This is a genomic window from Mesorhizobium sp. M0478 (genome assembly GCF_040321305.1).
GTDB lineage: Bacteria > Pseudomonadota > Alphaproteobacteria > Rhizobiales > Rhizobiaceae > Mesorhizobium.
In genome coordinates this window covers 1-19,081 of record NZ_JAMYRH010000004.1, presented here as the reverse complement: position 1 = coordinate 19,081, position 19,081 = coordinate 1, and the positions used below count along the sequence as shown (strand labels likewise).

Sequence of the window (19,081 nt, the reverse complement as noted above, 5' to 3'; positions counted from 1 at the left end):
CCGATTTTATTCACAAAATGTGGAACAAAGTATTTTTGGCAGAGTTGGCTAGGCTGAGGGACCGACTCTTTAAGGAGAAAGCAGATGAAACATGTGTTGATCACGAGCATGATTGCGCTTGGCGTCGGGTGCGGCGCCGCGATCGCCCAGACCCAGGCCGTGCAGCCGAGCGGTGGCGACAACTGCGCCGCCGGCGCGGCCGATTGCCAGAAGGGCGGCAAGGCCGGAGAACAGGCGCAAGGCAAGATGAAGTCACAGACCGATCAGAATGCACAGGGCCAGGCTGGCGCCACGACCGATCAGCAGGCTCAGGGCAAAGCCAAGCTCAAGACGGATGAACAGGCACAGGGCAAGGCCGGGACCAGTACCGAGCAGAATGCTCAGGGTCAGGCCGGCGCCACGACCGGTCAGCAGGCTCAGGGCAAGGCCAAGCTCAAGACGGATGAACAGGCCCAAGGCAAGGCCGGGACCAGCACCGAGCAGAATGCTCAGGGCCAGACCGGCACCAGCACCGAGAAGCAGGCTCAGGGCAAGGCCAAGCTCAAGACCGATGAACAGGCCCAAGGCAAGGCCGGGACCAGCACCGAGCAGAACGCTCAGGGCCAGACCGGCACCAGCACCGAGAAGCAGGCTCAGGGCAAAGCCGGGACCAGCACCGAGCAGAACGCTCAGGGCCAGACCGGCACCAGCACGGACCAGCAGGCCCAGGGCAAGGCCGGGACCACCACCGAGCAGAACGCTCAGGGCAACACAAACGTCCAGACCGACCAGGGCAATACGGCCTCGATCAACAACGTGACAGTCGAGCAGAAGACGCAGGTCACGCAGATCATCCACGAGACCAGGGTTGAGCCGGTGAAGAACGTCGACTTCGACATTTCGGTCGGCATCGAGGTGCCGCGGCACAAAGTGCGCCTGCACCGTCTGCCGGCGCGCATTGTCAAGATCGTCCCGGCTTACGAATCCTATGAGTACTTCGTGCTGGCCGACGGGCGCATCGTCATCGTCGACCCGGATACGTACAAGATCGTGCTGATCCTGACGTGACACGGCAGTGGCTCTTGTTCCCGGCGCGGTGCGATTGAGGGGTATCGTATGCGCCGCGGTGGCCCGCCGACCAGAGGCGGCGGGCCACTTGCTTTGTCTTTCGCATCGCGCGTTTTTCCCGTTGACACCTTGCCTTTCACCCTCGTAGTGTCCGCCACGATGAAAAAGGCACTCATTCTCGTAGGAAAGCGCGTGGGCAAGGCGGTGTAACCGCCGGGCGAAAACCTCCCATGCGCAACACACAGGCTCCCATCGGGGGCCTTTTTTATTGCCCGAAACACGACTAAACGACCAGCAATCGCCTCATGGCTAGAAGTACGGGACCAGACCGATGAGCAACGGACAGAACGAACGGCGCGAAATGCCAAACAGGGAAATGACTGGCGCCGAAATGGTGGTGCAGGCGCTGAAGGACAATGGCGTCAAGCATGTCTTCGGCTATCCCGGCGGCGCGGTGCTTCCGATCTATGACGAAATCTTCCAGCAGGACGAGGTCGAGCACATCCTCGTCCGCCACGAGCAAGGCGCAGGGCATGCGGCCGAAGGCTATGCCCGCTCGACCGGCAAGGCCGGCGTCATGCTGGTGACCTCCGGCCCGGGCGCCACCAATGCGGTGACGCCGCTGCAGGATGCGCTGATGGATTCGATCCCGCTGGTCTGCCTGACCGGGCAGGTGCCGACTTCGCTGATCGGCTCCGACGCGTTCCAGGAGTGCGACACGGTCGGCATCACGCGCCCCTGCACCAAGCACAACTGGCTGGTGAAGGACGTCAACGAATTGGCCGCCACCATCCATGAGGCCTTCCATGTCGCGACGACCGGCCGCCCCGGCCCGGTGGTGGTCGACATTCCGAAGGATGTGCAGTTCGCCAAAGGCATCTATGTGCCGCCGCAGGCGGCGCCGCGCACCAGCTACCAGCCGAAGGTCCAGGGCGACCTGGAAAAGATCAAGGCCGCCGTCGAACTGATGGCCAGCGCCAAGAAGCCGATCATCTATTCGGGCGGCGGCGTCATCAACTCCGGTCCGGAGGCCAGCCATCTTCTGCGCGAACTGGTCGACCTCACCGGCTTCCCGATCACCTCGACGCTGATGGGCCTCGGCGCGTATCCGGCATCGGGCAAGAACTGGATGGGCATGCTGGGCATGCACGGCACTTATGAAGCCAATATGGCGATGCATGATTGCGACGTGATGATCTGCATCGGCGCGCGCTTCGACGACCGCATCACCGGACGGCTGACCGCCTTCTCGCCCAACTCGAAGAAGATCCACATCGACATCGATCCATCGTCGATCAACAAGAACGTGCACACGGAAGTGCCCATCATCGGCGATGTCGGCCGGGTGCTGGAGGACATGGTGCGGCTGTGGCGGGCGAGCGCCAAGGCCGACAAGAAGGCGCTCCATCCCTGGTGGGAGCAGATCGCCAAATGGCGCGCGCGTGACTCGCTCGCGTTCAAGATGAACCACGATGTGATCATGCCGCAATATGCCATCCAGCGGCTCTACGAACTGACCAAGGACATGGACACCTACATCACCACCGAGGTCGGCCAGCACCAGATGTGGGCGGCGCAGCACTATCATTTCGAGAAGCCGAACCGCTGGATGACGTCGGGCGGGTTGGGCACGATGGGCTACGGTCTGCCGGCTGCGCTCGGCGTGCAGATCGCGCACCCGGATGCGCTGGTCATCGACATCGCAGGCGATGCCTCGGTGCAGATGACGATGCAGGAGATGAGCGCGGCGGTGCAGCACAATGCGCCGATCAAGATCTTCATCCTCAACAACCAGTATATGGGCATGGTGCGCCAGTGGCAGCAGCTGCTGCACGGCAACCGTCTGTCGCATTCCTACACCGAAGCGATGCCCGACTTCGTCAAGCTGGCCGACGCATATGGCGGCCATGGCATTCGCTGCGAGAAGCCGGACGAGCTGGACGATGCGATCAAGGAGATGATCGCGGTGAAGAAGCCGGTGCTGTTCGATTGCCGGGTGGCGACGCTCGCCAACTGCTTCCCGATGATCCCGTCGGGCAAGGCGCATAATGAAATGCTCCTGCCCGACGAGGCGACCGACGAAGCCGTGGCCAACGCCATCGACGCCAAGGGCAGGGAACTGGTCTAGGTCCAAGCCGGGGCAGGGCTGTCGCGAGAAGCCGTGCGCAAACAGAGAATTAGCTCAAAGTCTGAAATCGAGATTCATGTCATGAACGCACAGCTTCAACCGACCGGCTCCGCCTATTTCATCGCCAAGGAAACGGAAAAGCCGGAGAACCACACGCTCTCCGTGCTGGTCGACAATGAGCCCGGTGTGCTTGCCCGGGTCATCGGCCTGTTTTCCGGCCGCGGTTATAACATCGAGAGCCTCACCGTCTCCGAGACCGAACACGAGAAGCACCTGTCGCGCATCACCATCGTGACGCGCGGCACGCCGCATGTGCTGGAGCAGATCAAGCACCAGCTCGAACGCATCGTACCGGTGCATCGCGTCGTCGATCTCACCGTGCGCTCGCACGAGTTCGGCCAGGAGCGGCCGCTGGAACGCGAGTTGGCGCTGGTCAAGGTCGCCGGCACCGGCGAAGCCCGCGTCGAGGCGCTGCGTCTGGCGGACGCTTTTCGCGCTTCGGTCATCGACGCCAACACCGAGCACTTCATCTTCGAGATTACCGGCAAGGGTTCGAAGCTCGACCAGTTCATCGCCATCATGAAGCCGCTCGGCCTGGTCGAGATCTGCCGCACCGGCGTGGCGGCGATGAACCGCGGCCCGCAAGGGATGTAGTCTCAGTCCAACTATTTTACCGGCTTGGGATCGACCTTGCCGCTCGCCAGATTCTTACTCTCCCTTTTGATCGGGCGCGATACCGGACAGACGTCCTGGACGAAGCCGTTCAGCGTGTTAACCAGATTGTTCTGGACCAGCGAGTAGCGGATGAATTGTCCCTGCCGCTCCCTGGCGATGAGGCCGGCCGTCTCCAGGATGCTCAGATGCTGCGAGATCGACGGCTTCGACATGTCGAAGCGCGCCGCGATCTCGCCCGCGGTCAGCGAGGAGTGGGCGAGATAGGCGAGGATCTTGCGCCTCGGCTGCGATGACAGCGCCTCGAACACGCGCTGTATGGCGCTGCTTGCCCCGATAGCCGTGTCGCCATCCGCTGCATTGTCTTCGATCACAGCCTGCCTCTGTCGTTTCGCTTCCGGTATTTAGTCTATTGCCTAAATACCTAAATCGGAATAGTAGATAGTTAGCTTATTGCCTAAATAAGCGCCGGCGCGCCGGAAGGCAAGGCTCTTTGGTCCGGAAATGTTTCCTGCAGAGGAGGGGTACCGATGAAGACCATATCCACAGGCAGAATGATCTCGCAGCCCTTGAGCGATGCCGAAGATGGCGAGGTCGTCTGGATGCCGGCCAAGTCGATCTGGGTCGGTGCGATGACGCTGATTGCGTTGGTGTTCGGGCCGCTGACCTTCAGCTGGAGCGCTTTCGCCCTGTTCGTAGCGACGACGGCGGTGACGATCTGCGCCGGACACTCGGTCGGCATGCATCGCCTGCTCATCCATCGCTCGTTCAAGGTTCACATCTGGCTCAAACACGCGCTGGTCTATCTCGGCACGCTCGTCGGCATGGCCGGTCCGTTCGGCATGATCTATGCGCATGACATACGAGACTGGGCGCAGCGCCAGACGGCTTGTCACGACCTGCACGCCCACCGCCGGCCTTTCTTCACCGACGCTTTCTGGCAAATGCATTGCGCCGTAGCGTTGCGCAATCCGCCTGACTTCGTCATCGAGCCGTCGATCAGAAACGACCGCTTCTACAAATTCGTCGAGCGGACCTGGATGCTGCAGCAACTGCCGTGGGCGATCCTTTTCTTGCTCCTCGGCGGGTGGAGCTGGGTGGTCTGGGGCATTGCGGTGCGTATCTCCGTGTCGCTGACCGGGCATTGGCTGGTCGGGCATTTCGCACATCGCAGCGGGCAGCAGGGCTGGCGCGTCGATGGCGTTGCCGTGCAGGGCTACAACCTGCCGCGTTTCGGCCTGGTGACCTTTGGCGAGAGTTTCCACGGCAATCACCATGCGTTTCCCGAATCCGCAAAGCTCGGCCTGGAACGCGGGCAGATCGATCTCGGCTGGCTCTTCATCCGCATCCTGGCTGCCCTCGGCCTCGCGCATGGCGTGAAGCTTCCCGGGAACACGCCGAGGCGCAAAGGCCTGCGGCGTGTGGCTGGCCGTCAGGAGGCCGCCGCCGCTCCCAGCCTGTTGTCGGCGCGGGCCCACGGCAGGTAGACTGTGCCGGCCTGGCTGGCTCGGGATAGGCGGATCACGGCGGAGCGCTTTGGACCAATGGAATGAGGTTGCGTCCAGCGCTCTGTCGATTTAAGTCAGCATTGCTGACCTTTGTGAGCCGTCATGACCCTCGACGCTTTCCTTGCCCTTTTGGTCTACGCCTTCGTGACCTCGATCACGCCGGGGCCGAACAACCTCATGCTCTTGGCGTCGGGCGTGAATTTCGGCCTGGTCAGAACCATTCCGCATATGCTGGGCATCAGCATGGGTTTCCTGGTGCTGTTGCTTGCTGTCGGCTTTGGCCTGGGCGCGGTGCTTACGGCGTTTCCGGCCTTGCACACCGGATTGAAGATCGCCGGCGCTGCCTATCTGCTCTATCTCGCCTGGAAGATCGCCATGTCGCGCTCGCTGTCCAGCAAGGGTGAGACGGAGGCACGGCCGATGCGGTTCATCGAGGCAGCCGCATTCCAGTGGGTCAATGCGAAAGCCTGGGTGATGGCGATCACCGCCATGGCCGTCTACTCCAATCCGGACCACCCGTTCCTGTCGGTGGCGCTGATCGCGATCGCCTTCACCGTCGTCAACCTGCCGAGCGTCTCGATGTGGGCCGGTTTCGGCACAGCGCTGCGCGGGTTCCTGTCGGATCCGGTGCGGCTGAAATGGTTCAACATCGCCATGGGCGTGCTCTTGGCGGCGACGCTCTGGCCGATGCTGAAATAGACGCATCCCGCCTGAGATCTCAACCGCATCCTGGCTGGTTTTCCGACTGCTGAGCCGGCTGCATAGTCATTGTGCAGTGCACATTAAATCTTCGTAATGCCGTGTTTTGGCCCTTTTCCGACAAATGTGCGTCCTATCTACTTCGGCGAGATCGCGGCAAGGCGCCGTGATTGCGTAGAATGAGACCACCGGGTTCGGCGTGTCGGATCATAGGGCTTTTAGTCGATGCGCGGTAAAGTCGTTCTGGCGGTGGTGGTGGCAGCGGCCTGTGTCGCCGCGGCATGGGTCTATTTTTCGCCGGCGGCGATGAGCAGTCTGCAGCAGATGCTGCCGGGCGCCAGGCAGACGGCAGCGGCGGACAAGCCGGCTGGATCGGACAAGGCTTCGGCCGACAAGGCAGGGGGCAAATCCGGCGCCGGCGGCAATGCCGCCCGTTCGGCCTCGATCGTCTCGGCCACCGCGACAACGGCCGATTTTCCGATCCGCCGTTACGCCATCGGCTTCGTGTCTTCGCCGGCCGTGGTCAACATCAACGCCCGCGTGTCCAGCCAGATCGTATCGATCGACGTCAGGGACGGCCAGATGGTGAAGGCCGGCGACCTGCTGTTCTCGCTCGACGACAGGGCGCTCAAGGCGCAGCTTGCCAAGGATCAGGCGACGCTCGCCAAGGACCAGGCGCTGCTAACCAGTTCGGGCTCCGACCTTCAGCGCGCCAAGGATCTCGTCGCCAAGCAGGCCGGCACGCAGCAGACTTACGATCAGGCGGTGGCGGCGCAAAAGGCTGCCGCGGCGACGGTCGATGCCGACAAGGCGACGATCGACGCCGACAATGTCCAGCTCGGCTTTGCCAGCATCAAGGCGCCGATTGCCGGCCGGCTGGGCGCGGTCAACGTTTCGGTCGGTGACCTCGTCACCTTGAGCAACGGCAACTCGAGCACGGCCACGCCGCTGGTGACGATCACCGAGATGGATCCGCTGCAAGTCAACTTCAACCTGCCGGAGAGCAACCTGGCGCTGCTGCACAAGGCGCTGGCCAACCCGCAGCAAGGCGCGGTGACGCTGACCAAGGATGGCGATCCGACGCCGATCGGCAACGGCACGCTCGACTTCGTCGATTCCAGCGTCGACACCGCGTCCGGCACCATCGCGACACGGGCGAGCATTCCCAACGCCGATCTTTCACTGTGGCCCGGGCAATATGTGAATGTCGTGCTCGACGCTGGCATCATGCCGCAGATGACATCCATCCCAACCGTTGCCGTGCAGCCCAGCCAAAAGGGACCGTTCGTCTATGTCGTCAAGCCCGACAACACGGTCGAGATGCGACCGGTGCAGGTGGCGCTGACCGAAGGCGAAAACAGCGCCATCAGCGAGGGCGTCAAATCAGGCGAGAAGGTGGTGGTCGAGGGCCAGACCAGGCTGAAGGACGGCGCCGCCATTCACGAAGGCAAGGCGGCCAGCGGTGATCAAGCTGCTTCCAAGGTCGCCGAGGCCGGCAAGGCGGCTGCCCAATGATTTCCGAATTCTGCATACGCAGGCCTGTCGCCACGCTGCTGATGTCGTTCGCCCTCGTGCTGGGCGGGCTGTTTGCCTACAAGTTCCTGCCGGTGGCGGCGCTGCCGAGCGCCGAATTCCCGGTCGTCAACGTCTCGGCCACCCTGGCCGGCGCTTCGCCCGAAACCATGGCCACTTCGGTGGCGACGCCGCTGATCAAGCAGTTCGCCACCATCGCCGGCATCGATTCGATCTCGACCAGCAATTCGCTGGGACGCACGTCCATTGCCATCCAGTTCGTGCTCAACCGGGATATCGACGCGGCGGCCGCCGACGTGCAGGCGGCGATCGCGCGCACGCAGCGGCAGTTGCCGCCGGAGATGACGTCGCCGCCGAGCTATCGCAAGGTCAATCCGGCCGACGCGCCGATCCTTCTGATGTCGCTGGTCAGCGACACGGTTCCGCTCACCGACCTCGACGCCTTCGCCGAAAACGTCATCTCGCCCTCGCTGTCGACCATCGACGGCGTGGCGCAGGTGTCGATCTTCGGCCAGCAGAAATATGCGGTGCGCGTGCAGATCGACCCGACGGCGCTGGCGGCGCGCGGCATTTCGATCGACCAGCTGCAGACGGCGATCGCCTCGGCCAATTCCAACACGCCGCTCGGGGTCTTGCAGAACGACAAGCAGCAGCTGACCATCACGGCCAACACGCAGCTCACCAATGCCGCCGGGTTCTCCAACCTCATCATCGCCACCAAGAACGGCCATCCGGTGCGGCTGGGCGAGGTGACGCGCGTCATCGACTCGGTCGAGACCACGACGACCGCAAGCTGGTACGACGGCACGCGCGCCATCATCCTGGCGGTGCAGCGCCAGCCCGACGCCAACACGGTCGACGTCGTCGACAAGGTCAAGGCGATGCTGCCGTCGTTCAAGGACCAAATGCCGGCCGCCGCCGACATCAAGCTGCTCAACGACCGTTCGACCTCGATCCGCCAGGCCGTCGACGACGTCCAGTTCACGCTGCTTCTGACGATCGCTTTGGTGGTGACGGTGATCTTCGTCTTCCTGCGCCGGGTGACCGCAACCATCATTCCGGCCGTGGCGGTGCCGATCTCGCTGATCGCGACGCTCGGCGCCATGTTCCTGTTCGGCTTTTCCATCGACAACATCTCGCTGATGGGCCTGACGCTCGCAGTCGGCCTCGTCGTCGACGACGCCATCGTCATGCTGGAAAACATCTTTCGCCACATGGAGGAGGACGGTCTCTCGGCCTTCGATGCCTCGCTGAAAGGCGCGCGCGAGATCGGCTTCACCATCATCTCGATCTCGATCTCGCTGGTGGCGGTGTTCATCCCCGTGCTTTTGATGGGCGGCGTCATAGGCCGCATCTTCAACGAATTCGCCGTCGTGGTGACGGTCGCCATCCTGGCTTCGATGTTCGTGTCGCTGACACTGACGCCGATGCTGTGTTCGCGCTTGCTGTCGGTGACCAAGGCCGATCGCGACAAGCATGCCCCCGGCCACAAGCACGATATCGTCACCCGCGGCTATGACCGGCTTTTGACCTTCTGCCTGCGCCACACTTTTCTGGTGTTCCTCGTCTTCGTCGGCACGGCGGCAGGGTCGGTCTGGCTGATCGAGGTCTCGCCGAAAGGCTTTTTCCCGCAAGAGGATATCGGCCAGATCTCGGTGACGACGATCGCCAGGCAGGACATCTCCTACGACGCCATGGTCAAGCTGCAGAACCAGGCGGCAAGTGTCTTCTCGCGTTCGCCCTATGTCTCGCATGTGGCCTGGTCAGCCGGCGGCGGCAACAATGCGCTGAACCAGGGCCAGCTCTATGTGCAGCTGAAGGACAAGAGCCAGCGCCCCGACATCGATAAGGTGCTGTCGGATCTGCGGCGGCAGCTGGCCGTCGTGCCGGGGATCGATGCCTATATGCAGCCGGTGCAGAACCTGCGACTTGGCGCGCGTTCTTCCGCCAGCGCCTACCAGCTCGTCGTTCAGGGCCTCGATACCGGCCTGACCGACACATGGGCGCAAAAGCTCAACGATGCGATGGCGGCCGATCATGCGAATTTCACCGACGTCACCAGCGATCTGCAGAACAATTCATTGCAGGCGACGCTGGTGGTCGATCGCGACAAGGCGGCGTCGCTCGGCATCGACACCGACACGCTGCGCTCCAGTCTCTATGGCGGCTTCGGCACGGAGCAGGTCTCGACGATCTTCGGCTCGGCCGACAGCTACGAAGTCATCATGGAGCTCGATCCCAACATCGAATGGTCGCCCGAGCGCATGCTGGCCATCCAGGTCAGGACGGCAAGCGGCAGCCTGGTGCCGCTCGGCGCCTTTGCCCGCGTCGACCGCACCGCCGGCGCGCTGACGGTCAACCAGCTCGGCCAGCTGCCCGCGGTGACCATCTCCTACAACCTGCCGCAAGGCGTGGCGCTGGGCGACAGCACGGCCCGCATCGCCGCGCTGAAGGAGCAGATCGGCATGCCGCCGGCGATTTCGACCAGCTTTGCCGGCACCGCCAAGACCTTCCAGGACTCGCTGGCCAATCAGGGCCTGCTGATCGGCGGCGCCATTCTGACCATCTATATCGTACTCGGCATCCTCTATGAGAGCTTCATCCATCCGCTGACCATTCTGACCGGCCTGCCTTCGGCGGTGCTGGGCGCCGTGGTCGCGCTGCGCTTTGCCGGCATGGACCTGTCGGTGATCGCGGTGATCGGCATCCTGATGCTGATCGGCATCGTCAAGAAGAACGGCATCATGATGGTCGACGTCGCGCTGGAGCTGCGACGAGAAGGCATGTCGGCCAAGGAGTCCATACACAAGGCGTGCCTGATGCGTTTCAGGCCGATCATGATGACGACGTTGGCGGCGCTGATGGGCACGTTCCCGATCGCGCTCGGCACCGGCGCCAGTGCTGAGCTGCGCCAGCCGCTCGGTGTCGCGGTGGTTGGCGGTCTCCTGGCGTCGCAGGCGCTGACGCTGTTCGTCACCCCTGTCATCTATGTCTATTTCGAGAATTTCTCCGGCTGGCTGGTGAGCTTCTTCTCTTCGAAAAAGAACAGGCCGGAGCTGCATGCGGTCGAGAGCGGCGAGCAGGCCTCGCTGTTCGCTCCCGAGGATCGGCTCGAGCCGCAAAGGGCCGCCGCCGAATAGGCGATAGCCCGTGGCCCAAGCTGTCATGCTTGCGGCCGCGTGCCGCCGATCCTAATCTGAGGTCATGTCCCATGATCATGACCACGACAACGAACTCGACTCGTTTGCGGCGCGCGTGCGCGCGCTGGAAACTATCCTCACCGAAAAAGGCTTGATCGATCCGGCGGCGATCGACGTCATCGTCGACACTTACGAGACCAAGATCGGGCCGCGCAACGGCGCCAGGGTGGTGGCGAAAGCCTGGAGCGATCCGGCCTTTGCCGAGTGGCTGAAGCGCGACGCGACGGAAGCGATCGCGTCGCTGAGCTATAGCGGCCGCCAGGGCGAGCACATGCAGGCGGTGTTCAACACGGACGAGACGCACAACCTCGTCGTCTGTACGCTGTGCTCCTGCTATCCGTGGTCGGTACTTGGGCTGCCGCCGGTCTGGTACAAGGCGCCGCCCTATCGCTCGCGGGCGGTGATCCATCCCCGCGGCGTGCTCGAAGAGTTCGGGCTGACCTTGCCGGCGGAGAAAAACATCCGCGTCTGGGATTCGACTGCCGAACTGCGCTATCTCGTGGTGCCGATGCGGCCTGGCGGTACCGAAGGCTGGAGTGAGGACCAGCTCGCCGAACTGGTGAGCCGCGATGCGATGATCGGCACGGCGGTGGCGAGAGAACCGGCATGAACGGGCCGCAGGATCTCGGTGGGCAGATGGGTTTCGGGCCGGTCGCGCCCGAAAAGGACGAACCGTATTTTCATGCGGATTGGGAGAGGCGGGCGCTCGGCGTGACGCTGACTGCCGGCGCCATGGGCGCGTGGAACATCGACGAGAGCCGGCACGCCAGGGAATCGCTGCATCCGGCCGTCTATTATTCCTCAAGCTACTACCAGATATGGATCAAAGCGCTCGAGGTGCTGCTGAAGCGCCATGGCTTCGTCAGCGAGCGCGATCTGACGGAAGGTCGGGCGGTCGATCCGGCGGCGACGCCCAAAAGGGTGTTGAAGGCCGAAAACGTTCCGGCGGTGCTGGCCAAGGGCAGTCCCTGCGACCGGCCGGTCGAGACGGCGCCGCGCTTCAAGGCCGGCGACCCGGTGCGGACAAGGAATTTCAATCCCACCGCCCACACGAGGCTGCCGCGTTATGCGCGCGGCAAGCACGGAGTGATCGAGGCCGTGCGTGACGGTTTTGTGTTCCCCGACAGCAACGCGCATGGAAACGGTGAAAACCCGCAATGGGTCTATACCGTGGTTTTCGATGGCTCGGAAATCTGGGGCGAGGGCGCCGACTCGACGCTGACCGTCTCGATCGATGCTTGGGAGAGCTATCTTGAGCCGGCCTGAAGGTGCATTGCCGGCGGGTCTGGACGAACCGGTATTCGCCGAACCCTGGCAGGCCGAAGCCTTCGCCATGACGGTGGCGCTGCATGACAAGGGCCTGTTTTCGTGGAGCGAATGGGCCGATGCGCTGTCGGCGCAAGTGAAGAAGCCGGGCGCCGCAAGCGATGGCCACGATTATTACGAGCATTGGCTGGCGGCGCTGGAAACGCTGCTGGCGGCCAAGGGCGTCGCGGGCAAGAGCGATGTCGACACGCTCGCCGCCGCCTGGGAACGCGCCGCGCATGCAACCCCGCATGGCAAGCCGATTTTGTTGGAGAACGATCCCGGCCTGGGCGGCTAGGCTGCGCGCAGCCAAAAGATCAATTTAGCCCTCCGTTATCTCAGTGGCTACGATTGCCCGGACCGACGATTTGAAGGAAGCCTGTCGGGCGGGCATCGAAGCGGAATCGGCTTGATTCCCTTTATATCGCCGGCTTATTTCAATGGATGGAAACTCATTTTCTTCATGTCAGAAAAACGGGCGGCAGCGCTGTTCGTGCCGCTTTGGAGCCTATCAGCGCCGAATACAATATAGCGCTGTGGGGCCACCAGAAATACCTGCCTGATGTGCCGTCTGGCGACAAGATCATCTTCGGCATTCGCCATCCTGTGACCCGGTTTGCCAGCGGCTTTAATAGCAGGCTTCGCAAGGGTCACCCTAGAAACAACAGCGAATGGACTGAAGACGAGCGTTTCGCCTTCGCGCATTTCGGAACTCCGGATGACCTCGCCAGATCCCTGTCTTCGACGGACGGATCGCACAAAGCCATGGCACAGAAAGCCATGGGCTGCATCAATCATGTCAGGCATCGCTATGCCGATTGGTTCGTGTCACCAGCGTACCTCGAAAGTCGAGAGCAAGACATCCTGATGATCTGGCACCAACCCGACCTTAACGACGACTTCAACGTCCTGAAGGCCCGCCTCAGTCTGCCGGAATCGGCAACGCTGCCGGCTGATCCAATTCTCGCGCATCGCAACCCGGACGGATTTTCGTCCTATCTCAGCCCCGACGCCATCGCCAATCTATCGGAGTGGTACGCCGCCGACATCGACCTGTTCCAAGCGTGCATGAGGATCAGGTCTCGCATTTTGTAGAAATGACGTGATCGATTGTTCTCTTTACGTTCTTGTTTGCGCCTGATAGCCTGAGCCACCGGAGGCGTTGAGTTCGCCACCGGTGGCGGTCGGTATGGTGGCGGCTTGTCTTTCCCTTGCGAATCCGGTCTCTCGCGCTGATGGAATTCTCTCCCCAACAGGACGAGGCTCTGAAAGCGGTGGCGCGCTGGCTGAAAGAGGGCCGGCCGCAGGTCTTCCGGCTGTTCGGCTATGCCGGCACCGGCAAGACCACGCTGGCGCGCTATTTTGCCGAACATGTCGACGGCCAGGTGCAGTTCGCCGCCTTCACCGGCAAGGCGGCGCAGGTGCTGCGCTCCAAGGGCGCAGTCAATGCCCGCACCATCCATTCGTTGATCTACCGGCCGAAAGGCGAGGAATCGGTGTCGGACGAGGTGACCGGCAAGACCTCGATGTCGCCGACCTTCTCGCTCAATCGGCAAAGTCCTATTTCACGGGCGAAGCTGGTGGTCATCGACGAATGCTCGATGGTCGACGAGCAGCTTGGCCGCGACCTTCTGAGTTTTGGCACGCCGATCCTGGTGCTTGGCGATCCGGCGCAGCTGCCGCCGATCTCGGGCGGCGGCTTTTTCACCGAGCATGAGCCGGATGTGCTCTTGACCGAAATCCACCGCCAGGCGCGCGACAATCCGATCATCCAGCTGGCGCTCGACGTGCGCGAGGGCCGCGAGTTCATGCGCGGCGACTACGGCACCGCGCAGGTCATCGGCAAGGAGGACGTCACCCAGGAGTTGGTGCTGAAGGCGGACCAGGTGTTGGTCGGCACCAACCGAACACGCCGCCGCTACAATCAGCGCCTGCGCGAGCTGAAGGGTTTCAATGCCGATTATCCGCAGGCCGGAGACAAACTGGTCTGCCTGCGCAACGACCCCGCCAAGGGCCTGCTCAACGGTTCGCTGTGGAAGGTAATGACCTCGTCGCGCGAAACGGTGAAGCCGGGCATCAACCTTCTGGTCTCGCCCGAGGAGGACGATCCCGACCGCGGCGTCGCCAAGATCAAGCTGCTCAAGTCGGCTTTCGAGGATCCGGACGCCGATATCCCCTGGCAGCAGAAGAAGCGCTTTGACGATTTCGACTATGGCTACGCGCTGACCGTGCACAAGGCGCAGGGTTCGCAGTGGAACGATGTCGTGCTGTTCGACGAGAGCTGGGCGTTCAAGGAAACCCGCCAGCGCTGGCTCTATACTGCCATAACGCGGGCGGCAGAGCGGCTGACGATTGTTAGATAGCTGGCGTTAGATAGCCGGCGTCAGGTAGCAGCCGGCGCAGCAGGGCTGAGTGGCGTCGCACCCAGCCATTGCCAGGCATCCGCTTCATCCTCGGCCGCGAAGTGCCTGAACTCGATGGGTGGCGAAGCCGGAAGGAAGTTCCGCGCATCCGCTATCCAGTCGGGCTCACCGATCGTCGCGCACCGGGCGATATGCTCTAGCGCATGAACCGTACCTTGTTTCAGCGTCTCGTCGTCCATATCGATCCAGTCGACGCCCTCATGGTCGACCAGCCGCACCAAGACGTCGATCCTCGGGTGCAGCGCGTAGGCAGCCTCCAGCAATCCGAACAGATTTTCGCCGTCGGCGGCCGATACATGGCCGACGACGTCGATGGCGAAAAGGTCCTCACGGTCGGTTTCGAGGCGGCGGATCGCGGGCACGGATTGGAGAAAATTCATTGGCTGGGTTCCCCCTTGCGAGCAGATGTCATCACTGGAACACCCGAAAGCCCCTGTCTGTTCCCATCAAAGGCAGTATAGATGCGCTGCACAAACAGCCGGACCTCACGCCATGCCCGCGAAACTCTCGGTCAATCTCAACGCCATCGCCATGCTGCGCAACCGCCGCGACCTGCCGTGGCCCAGCGTCACCGGGCTCGGCCGCCTGGCGCTGGCGGCCGGCGCGCACGGGCTGACGGTTCATCCGCGGCCCGACGAGCGCCACACCAGGCATTCCGACCTGCCGGAGATCCGGGCGCTGATCGACGACGAGTTTCCCAAGGCGGAGTTCAACATCGAGGGCTACCCGACCGAGGATTTTCTGGCGCTTGTGGAAAGGCACCAGCCGGAGCAGGTGACGCTGGTGCCCGACGATCCGGCGCAGGCGACATCAGACCATGGCTGGAACTTTGCCGCCGAGGCGGCGTTCCTTAACCCGATCGTCAAGCGTCTGAAAAAAGGGGGCTTCCGCGTGTCGCTGTTTTCCGATCCGGATCCCACCGGCGTCAATGCCGCGCGCGACACCGGCGCCGACCGCATCGAGCTCTATACCGGGCCCTACGGCAGCTACCATTCCGATTCCGCCAAGGCGCGGAAGGAGCTGGAAAGATTGGGAAAAACCGCGGATGCCGCAGTCGCCGCCGGGCTCCAGGTCAATGCCGGGCACGATCTGGTGGTGAACAACCTTCCGGCATTGGCAAAGCGCATTCCGGCATTGGCCGAAGTGTCTATCGGACACGGGTTGACAGCCGATGCGTTGGAGTATGGCATGGCCGGCACGGTGGGGCGGTTTCTGAAGGCTTGCGGTTGGTAGCGGTGGAAGGCTCGTGTCGAAGGTGATATCGCATGACAGCAAGCAAGGCGCACCGCGCGGTGATCGGGGAGTAGTCGATGGCTCTTTCCAGCATCGGTAGCGAGGCTGAACCCGTCGAACAACCGAACCACTCCCACACTGAACAGCACAGCACCAAAGTTCTGATGCTGGGCGCGCTTGGCGTCGTCTATGGCGATATCGGCACCAGCCCGATTTATGCCTTCCGCGAGGCGCTTCACGCTTCGCCTGGTACCGACACGCGTATAGATGTCCTGGGCGTGCTGTCGCTGATCGTCTGGGCGCTGACGATTATCGTCACCATAAAATACGTCGCTTTCGTGCTTCGCGCCGACAACAAGGGCGAGGGCGGCACGCTGTCCCTGATGGCGCTGGCGCGCAGCGCCTATCCAAAAGGCGCCAAGCTTATCCTCGGCATCGGACTTTGCGGGGCGTCGCTTTTTTTCGGAGACGCTATCATAACTCCGGCCATTTCCGTGCTGTCGGCAGTTGAGGGCCTGGAAGTGGTGACACCGACGCTGGAGGCCTATGTCGTTCCGATCACCTTGGTCATCCTGGCATTTCTGTTCTCCGTGCAGCGCTTCGGCACGGGGAAGGTGGCGGCAGTATTCGGGCCGGTGACGGCGCTATGGTTCCTGGCCATCGGCGTTTCCGGGCTCTACCACCTGATGGATGATCCTTCGGTGCTGTTGGCGATCAACCCGTATTATGCGATCGCCTACTTAGCCGGCACGCCGACCGCCGCTTTCGTGACCGTTGGTGCAGTGTTCCTGGCGGTAACGGGGGCCGAGGCGCTTTATGTCGACCTTGGACATTTCGGGCGCAAGCCGATCGTGCTCGCGTGGTTTTCCGTGGTGTTTCCTTGCCTGCTGCTCAACTACTTCGGCCAGGGCGCCTTTGTATTGGCGAATGGCGGCAGGCCGACCAATCCATTCTTCGAGATGTTGCCGGATTGGGCGCTGATGCCAATGGTCGGCTTGGCAACGGCCGCCACCGTGATCGCCAGTCAGGCGGTGATCTCGGGTGCTTTTTCGCTGGCACGTCAGGCAGTGCAACTCAACCTGCTGCCCCGCATCGAGGTGCAGCACACGTCCGAAATGCAGAGCGGCCAGATTTATATGCCGCGCGTCAACCTGCTCATCGCCATGGGAGTGATGCTGCTGGTTGTCGGCTTCGGCAGCTCGAGTTCGCTGGCTTCCGCTTACGGAATTTCGGTGACCGGCGAGATGCTGATGACAACCATTCTGCTGTTCGTTGTCATGCGCAATTTGTGGAAATGGCAGCTTGGGCTCGCCCTGGCATTGGCGCTGCTGTTCGGCACCATCGACATGGGTTTCTTCCTGGCGAATGTCGTCAAGATCGTGGAAGGCGGATGGGTGTCAATATCCGTTGCCTGCCTCATGGGGCTGATCATGACCACCTGGATACGCGGCAGCCGCTATCTCTTCGACAAGACCCGGCGCAACGAAATCCCGCTCGATTTCCTCGCCGGCAATCTGCTGAAGAAGAAGCCGCAGCTGGTGTCCGGCACCGCCGTGTTCCTGACCAGCGATCCGCAAAGCGCGCCGACAGCGCTGATGCACAGCCTGAAGCACTACAAGGTGCTGCACGAGCAGAACGTCATTCTGTCGGTGGTCACCGCACCGCAGCCGCTGGTGCCCGACAGCGAGCGGGTCAAGATGGAGACAGTCAACGAGTTGTTCATGCGGGTGACGCTGACCTTCGGCTATATGGAGCAGCCCAACATTCCGCGCGCGCTGGCGATCTGCCGCAAGCAGGGCTGGAAGTTCGACATCATGACGACGTCGTTCTTCCTGTCGCGGCGCTCGCTCAAAGCATCGCCCAATTCCGGCATGCCGGTGTGGCAGGACAAGCTGTTCATCGGGCTCGCCCGCTCGGCGGCCGATGCGACGGAGTATTTCCAGATCCCGACCGGACGTGTGGTCGAGATCGGCACGCAGGTGGCGATCTGAGGTTTCCGGCAGCCTTTGACGCCACGCACCGGTCATTGCGGGGCAAGCCCTGCGCTGGGAACATGGTAGCCCTACCGTCACGGCACTTGATATTGCATCACAGCAAGCGTAGAGCACCGCGCGCTTATCGGAGTGTCGTCCATGGCCCTTACCAATGCTGGTATTGAGGCAGAACCCGTCGAACAATCGAGCCATCCCGAAATCGAACAGCACAGCACCAAAGTTCTGATGCTGGGCGCGCTCGGTGTGGTCTATGGCGACATCGGCACCAGCCCGATCTACGCCTTCCGGGAAGCGCTTGTTGCGTCCTCCGGCGGCGAAATCGCCGAGCGCGGCGATATTCTGGGCGTGCTGTCGCTGATCATCTGGTCGTTGACGATTATCGTCACCATCAAATACATCATGTTCGTGCTCAGAGCCGACAACCGAGGCGAGGGCGGCGTGCTGTCGCTGATGGCGCTGGCGCGCGGCAGTTTCCCGACCCGCTCGGCGATCATCCTGGCCATCGGTGTTGTCGGCGCGTCATTGTTCTTCGGTGACGCCGTCATCACGCCGGCAATCTCGGTGCTTTCGGCGGTTGAAGGCATGAATGTCGTTACCCCGACCTTCCAGCCCTACGTCGTGCCGCTGACGCTGGTCATCCTGGCGATCCTGTTTTCGGTGCAGCGCTTCGGGACCGGCGGTGTGGCGCTGATCTTTGGCCCGATCACGGCGGTCTGGTTCCTGGCTATCGGTCTTTCGGGCTTGAACCACATCATCGCCGATCCCGAAATCCTGTGGGCGGTCAGCCCGCACTACATCGTCGCCTTCCTGATCAATTCGCCCGATGTCGCCTTCGTCACCATCGGCGCCATCTTCCTCGCCGTCACCGGCGCCGAAGCGCTTTATGCCGATCTCGGCCATTTCGGCCGCAAGCCCATCGTGCTCGCCTGGCTGGCCATCGTGTTTCCCTGCCTACTGCTAAACTATGCCGGGCAGGGCGCTTTCGTGCTGGCGAAGAACGGTCACGTCGGCCATCCATTCTTCGAGATGAACGAAGGCTGGACGCTGATCCCGATGGTGGTATTGGCAACCGCGGCGACGGTTATCGCCAGCCAGGCGGTCATCTCCGGCGCCTTCTCGCTGACCCGGCAGGCGGTGCAGCTCAATATGCTGCCGCGCCTCGAAATCCTGCACACGTCGGAACGGCAGTCGGGCCAGATCTACATGCCCCGCGTCAATGTTTTGCTGGCGTTGGCGGTGATGTTGCTGGTCGTCGGTTTCGGCGAATCGAGCAAGCTGGCCTCCGCCTATGGCATCTCGGTGACCGGCAACATGCTGGTGACGACGGTGCTGCTGTTCG

At 62.5% G+C, this 19,081-nt stretch carries 17 protein-coding genes; 15 read left to right on the top strand and 2 right to left on the bottom strand.

Translation table 11 applies throughout. The annotated features are described in order from the left end of the window. The first annotated feature begins 84 nt into the window (after window positions 1-84). From NKI64_RS11270 to ilvN, 3 genes are all read left to right on the top strand, one after another. Complete coding sequence (locus NKI64_RS11270; protein WP_352667999.1) at window positions 85-1,047, top strand: DUF1236 domain-containing protein; 963 nt, start codon at window positions 85-87, stop codon at window positions 1,045-1,047. 331 nt (window positions 1,048-1,378) lie between these two features. Further along, window positions 1,379-3,175 (top strand): acetolactate synthase 3 large subunit, encoded by a 1,797-nt coding sequence (locus NKI64_RS11265; protein WP_023668351.1) that lies wholly within the window; start codon window positions 1,379-1,381, stop codon window positions 3,173-3,175. An 81-nt stretch (window positions 3,176-3,256) separates the two neighbouring features. Next, window positions 3,257-3,829: an acetolactate synthase small subunit gene (gene ilvN / locus NKI64_RS11260; RefSeq protein ID WP_023668352.1), complete on the top strand. Its 573-nt coding sequence runs from the start codon at window positions 3,257-3,259 to the stop codon at window positions 3,827-3,829. Between the two features lie 11 nt (window positions 3,830-3,840). Here the strand turns inward: ilvN and NKI64_RS11255 are convergent, their stop codons facing one another. Further along, complete coding sequence (locus NKI64_RS11255) at window positions 3,841-4,221, bottom strand: metalloregulator ArsR/SmtB family transcription factor (RefSeq protein ID WP_023702997.1); 381 nt, start codon at window positions 4,219-4,221, stop codon at window positions 3,841-3,843. 156 nt (window positions 4,222-4,377) lie between these two features. On the opposite strand from NKI64_RS11255, the gene NKI64_RS11250 reads away from it, so the two are divergent. From NKI64_RS11250 to NKI64_RS11210, 9 genes are all read left to right on the top strand, one after another. Further along, window positions 4,378-5,334, top strand: coding sequence for an acyl-CoA desaturase (locus NKI64_RS11250; protein ID WP_023714739.1), 957 nt, complete (start codon window positions 4,378-4,380; stop codon window positions 5,332-5,334). A 123-nt stretch (window positions 5,335-5,457) separates the two neighbouring features. Beyond that, entirely contained in the window at window positions 5,458-6,054 is a 597-nt protein-coding gene (locus tag NKI64_RS11245) for a LysE family translocator (RefSeq protein WP_023688075.1), read from the top strand. A 225-nt stretch (window positions 6,055-6,279) separates the two neighbouring features. Further along, window positions 6,280-7,569 (top strand): efflux RND transporter periplasmic adaptor subunit, encoded by a 1,290-nt coding sequence (locus NKI64_RS11240; protein WP_352667996.1) that lies wholly within the window; start codon window positions 6,280-6,282, stop codon window positions 7,567-7,569. After that, window positions 7,566-10,727 carry an efflux RND transporter permease subunit gene (locus NKI64_RS11235; protein ID WP_352667993.1) on the top strand — a complete coding sequence of 1,054 codons (3,162 nt, stop codon included), beginning with the start codon at window positions 7,566-7,568 and terminating at the stop codon, window positions 10,725-10,727. Before NKI64_RS11240 ends, NKI64_RS11235 begins: the two co-directional genes overlap by 4 nt. A 64-nt stretch (window positions 10,728-10,791) precedes the next feature. Further along, entirely contained in the window at window positions 10,792-11,397 is a 606-nt protein-coding gene (gene nthA, locus NKI64_RS11230; RefSeq protein WP_352667991.1) for a nitrile hydratase subunit alpha, read from the top strand. After that, window positions 11,394-12,053, top strand: coding sequence for a nitrile hydratase subunit beta (gene nthB, locus NKI64_RS11225; RefSeq protein WP_352667990.1), 660 nt, complete (start codon window positions 11,394-11,396; stop codon window positions 12,051-12,053). Before nthA ends, nthB begins: the two co-directional genes overlap by 4 nt. After that, window positions 12,040-12,390, top strand: coding sequence for a nitrile hydratase accessory protein (locus tag NKI64_RS11220; protein ID WP_352595382.1), 351 nt, complete (start codon window positions 12,040-12,042; stop codon window positions 12,388-12,390). The genes nthB and NKI64_RS11220 overlap by 14 nt, the downstream gene beginning before the upstream one ends. 146 nt (window positions 12,391-12,536) lie before the next feature. Continuing rightward, the gene (locus NKI64_RS11215; protein WP_352595385.1) at window positions 12,537-13,187 is read left to right on the top strand and encodes a hypothetical protein; all 651 of its coding nucleotides are present in this window, start codon (window positions 12,537-12,539) and stop codon (window positions 13,185-13,187) included. 140 nt (window positions 13,188-13,327) lie between these two features. Further along, complete coding sequence (locus NKI64_RS11210) at window positions 13,328-14,455, top strand: ATP-dependent DNA helicase (RefSeq protein ID WP_023668361.1); 1,128 nt, start codon at window positions 13,328-13,330, stop codon at window positions 14,453-14,455. 20 nt (window positions 14,456-14,475) lie between these two features. On the opposite strand, the gene NKI64_RS11205 is transcribed toward NKI64_RS11210, so the two are convergent. Next, complete coding sequence (locus NKI64_RS11205) at window positions 14,476-14,895, bottom strand: SpoIIAA family protein (RefSeq protein WP_023682069.1); 420 nt, start codon at window positions 14,893-14,895, stop codon at window positions 14,476-14,478. A gap of 112 nt (window positions 14,896-15,007) precedes the next feature. Between NKI64_RS11205 and NKI64_RS11200 the strand changes: the two genes are divergently transcribed. The 3 genes from NKI64_RS11200 to NKI64_RS11190 form a co-directional block, all read left to right on the top strand. Further along, complete coding sequence (locus NKI64_RS11200) at window positions 15,008-15,748, top strand: pyridoxine 5'-phosphate synthase (protein ID WP_352546289.1); 741 nt, start codon at window positions 15,008-15,010, stop codon at window positions 15,746-15,748. 77 nt (window positions 15,749-15,825) lie between these two features. Then, complete coding sequence (locus NKI64_RS11195) at window positions 15,826-17,739, top strand: potassium transporter Kup (RefSeq protein WP_352519585.1); 1,914 nt, start codon at window positions 15,826-15,828, stop codon at window positions 17,737-17,739. A 141-nt stretch (window positions 17,740-17,880) separates the two neighbouring features. Next, on the top strand, window positions 17,881-19,081 hold a 1,201-nt coding region (locus tag NKI64_RS11190), incomplete at its 3' end, for a KUP/HAK/KT family potassium transporter (RefSeq protein WP_352667986.1).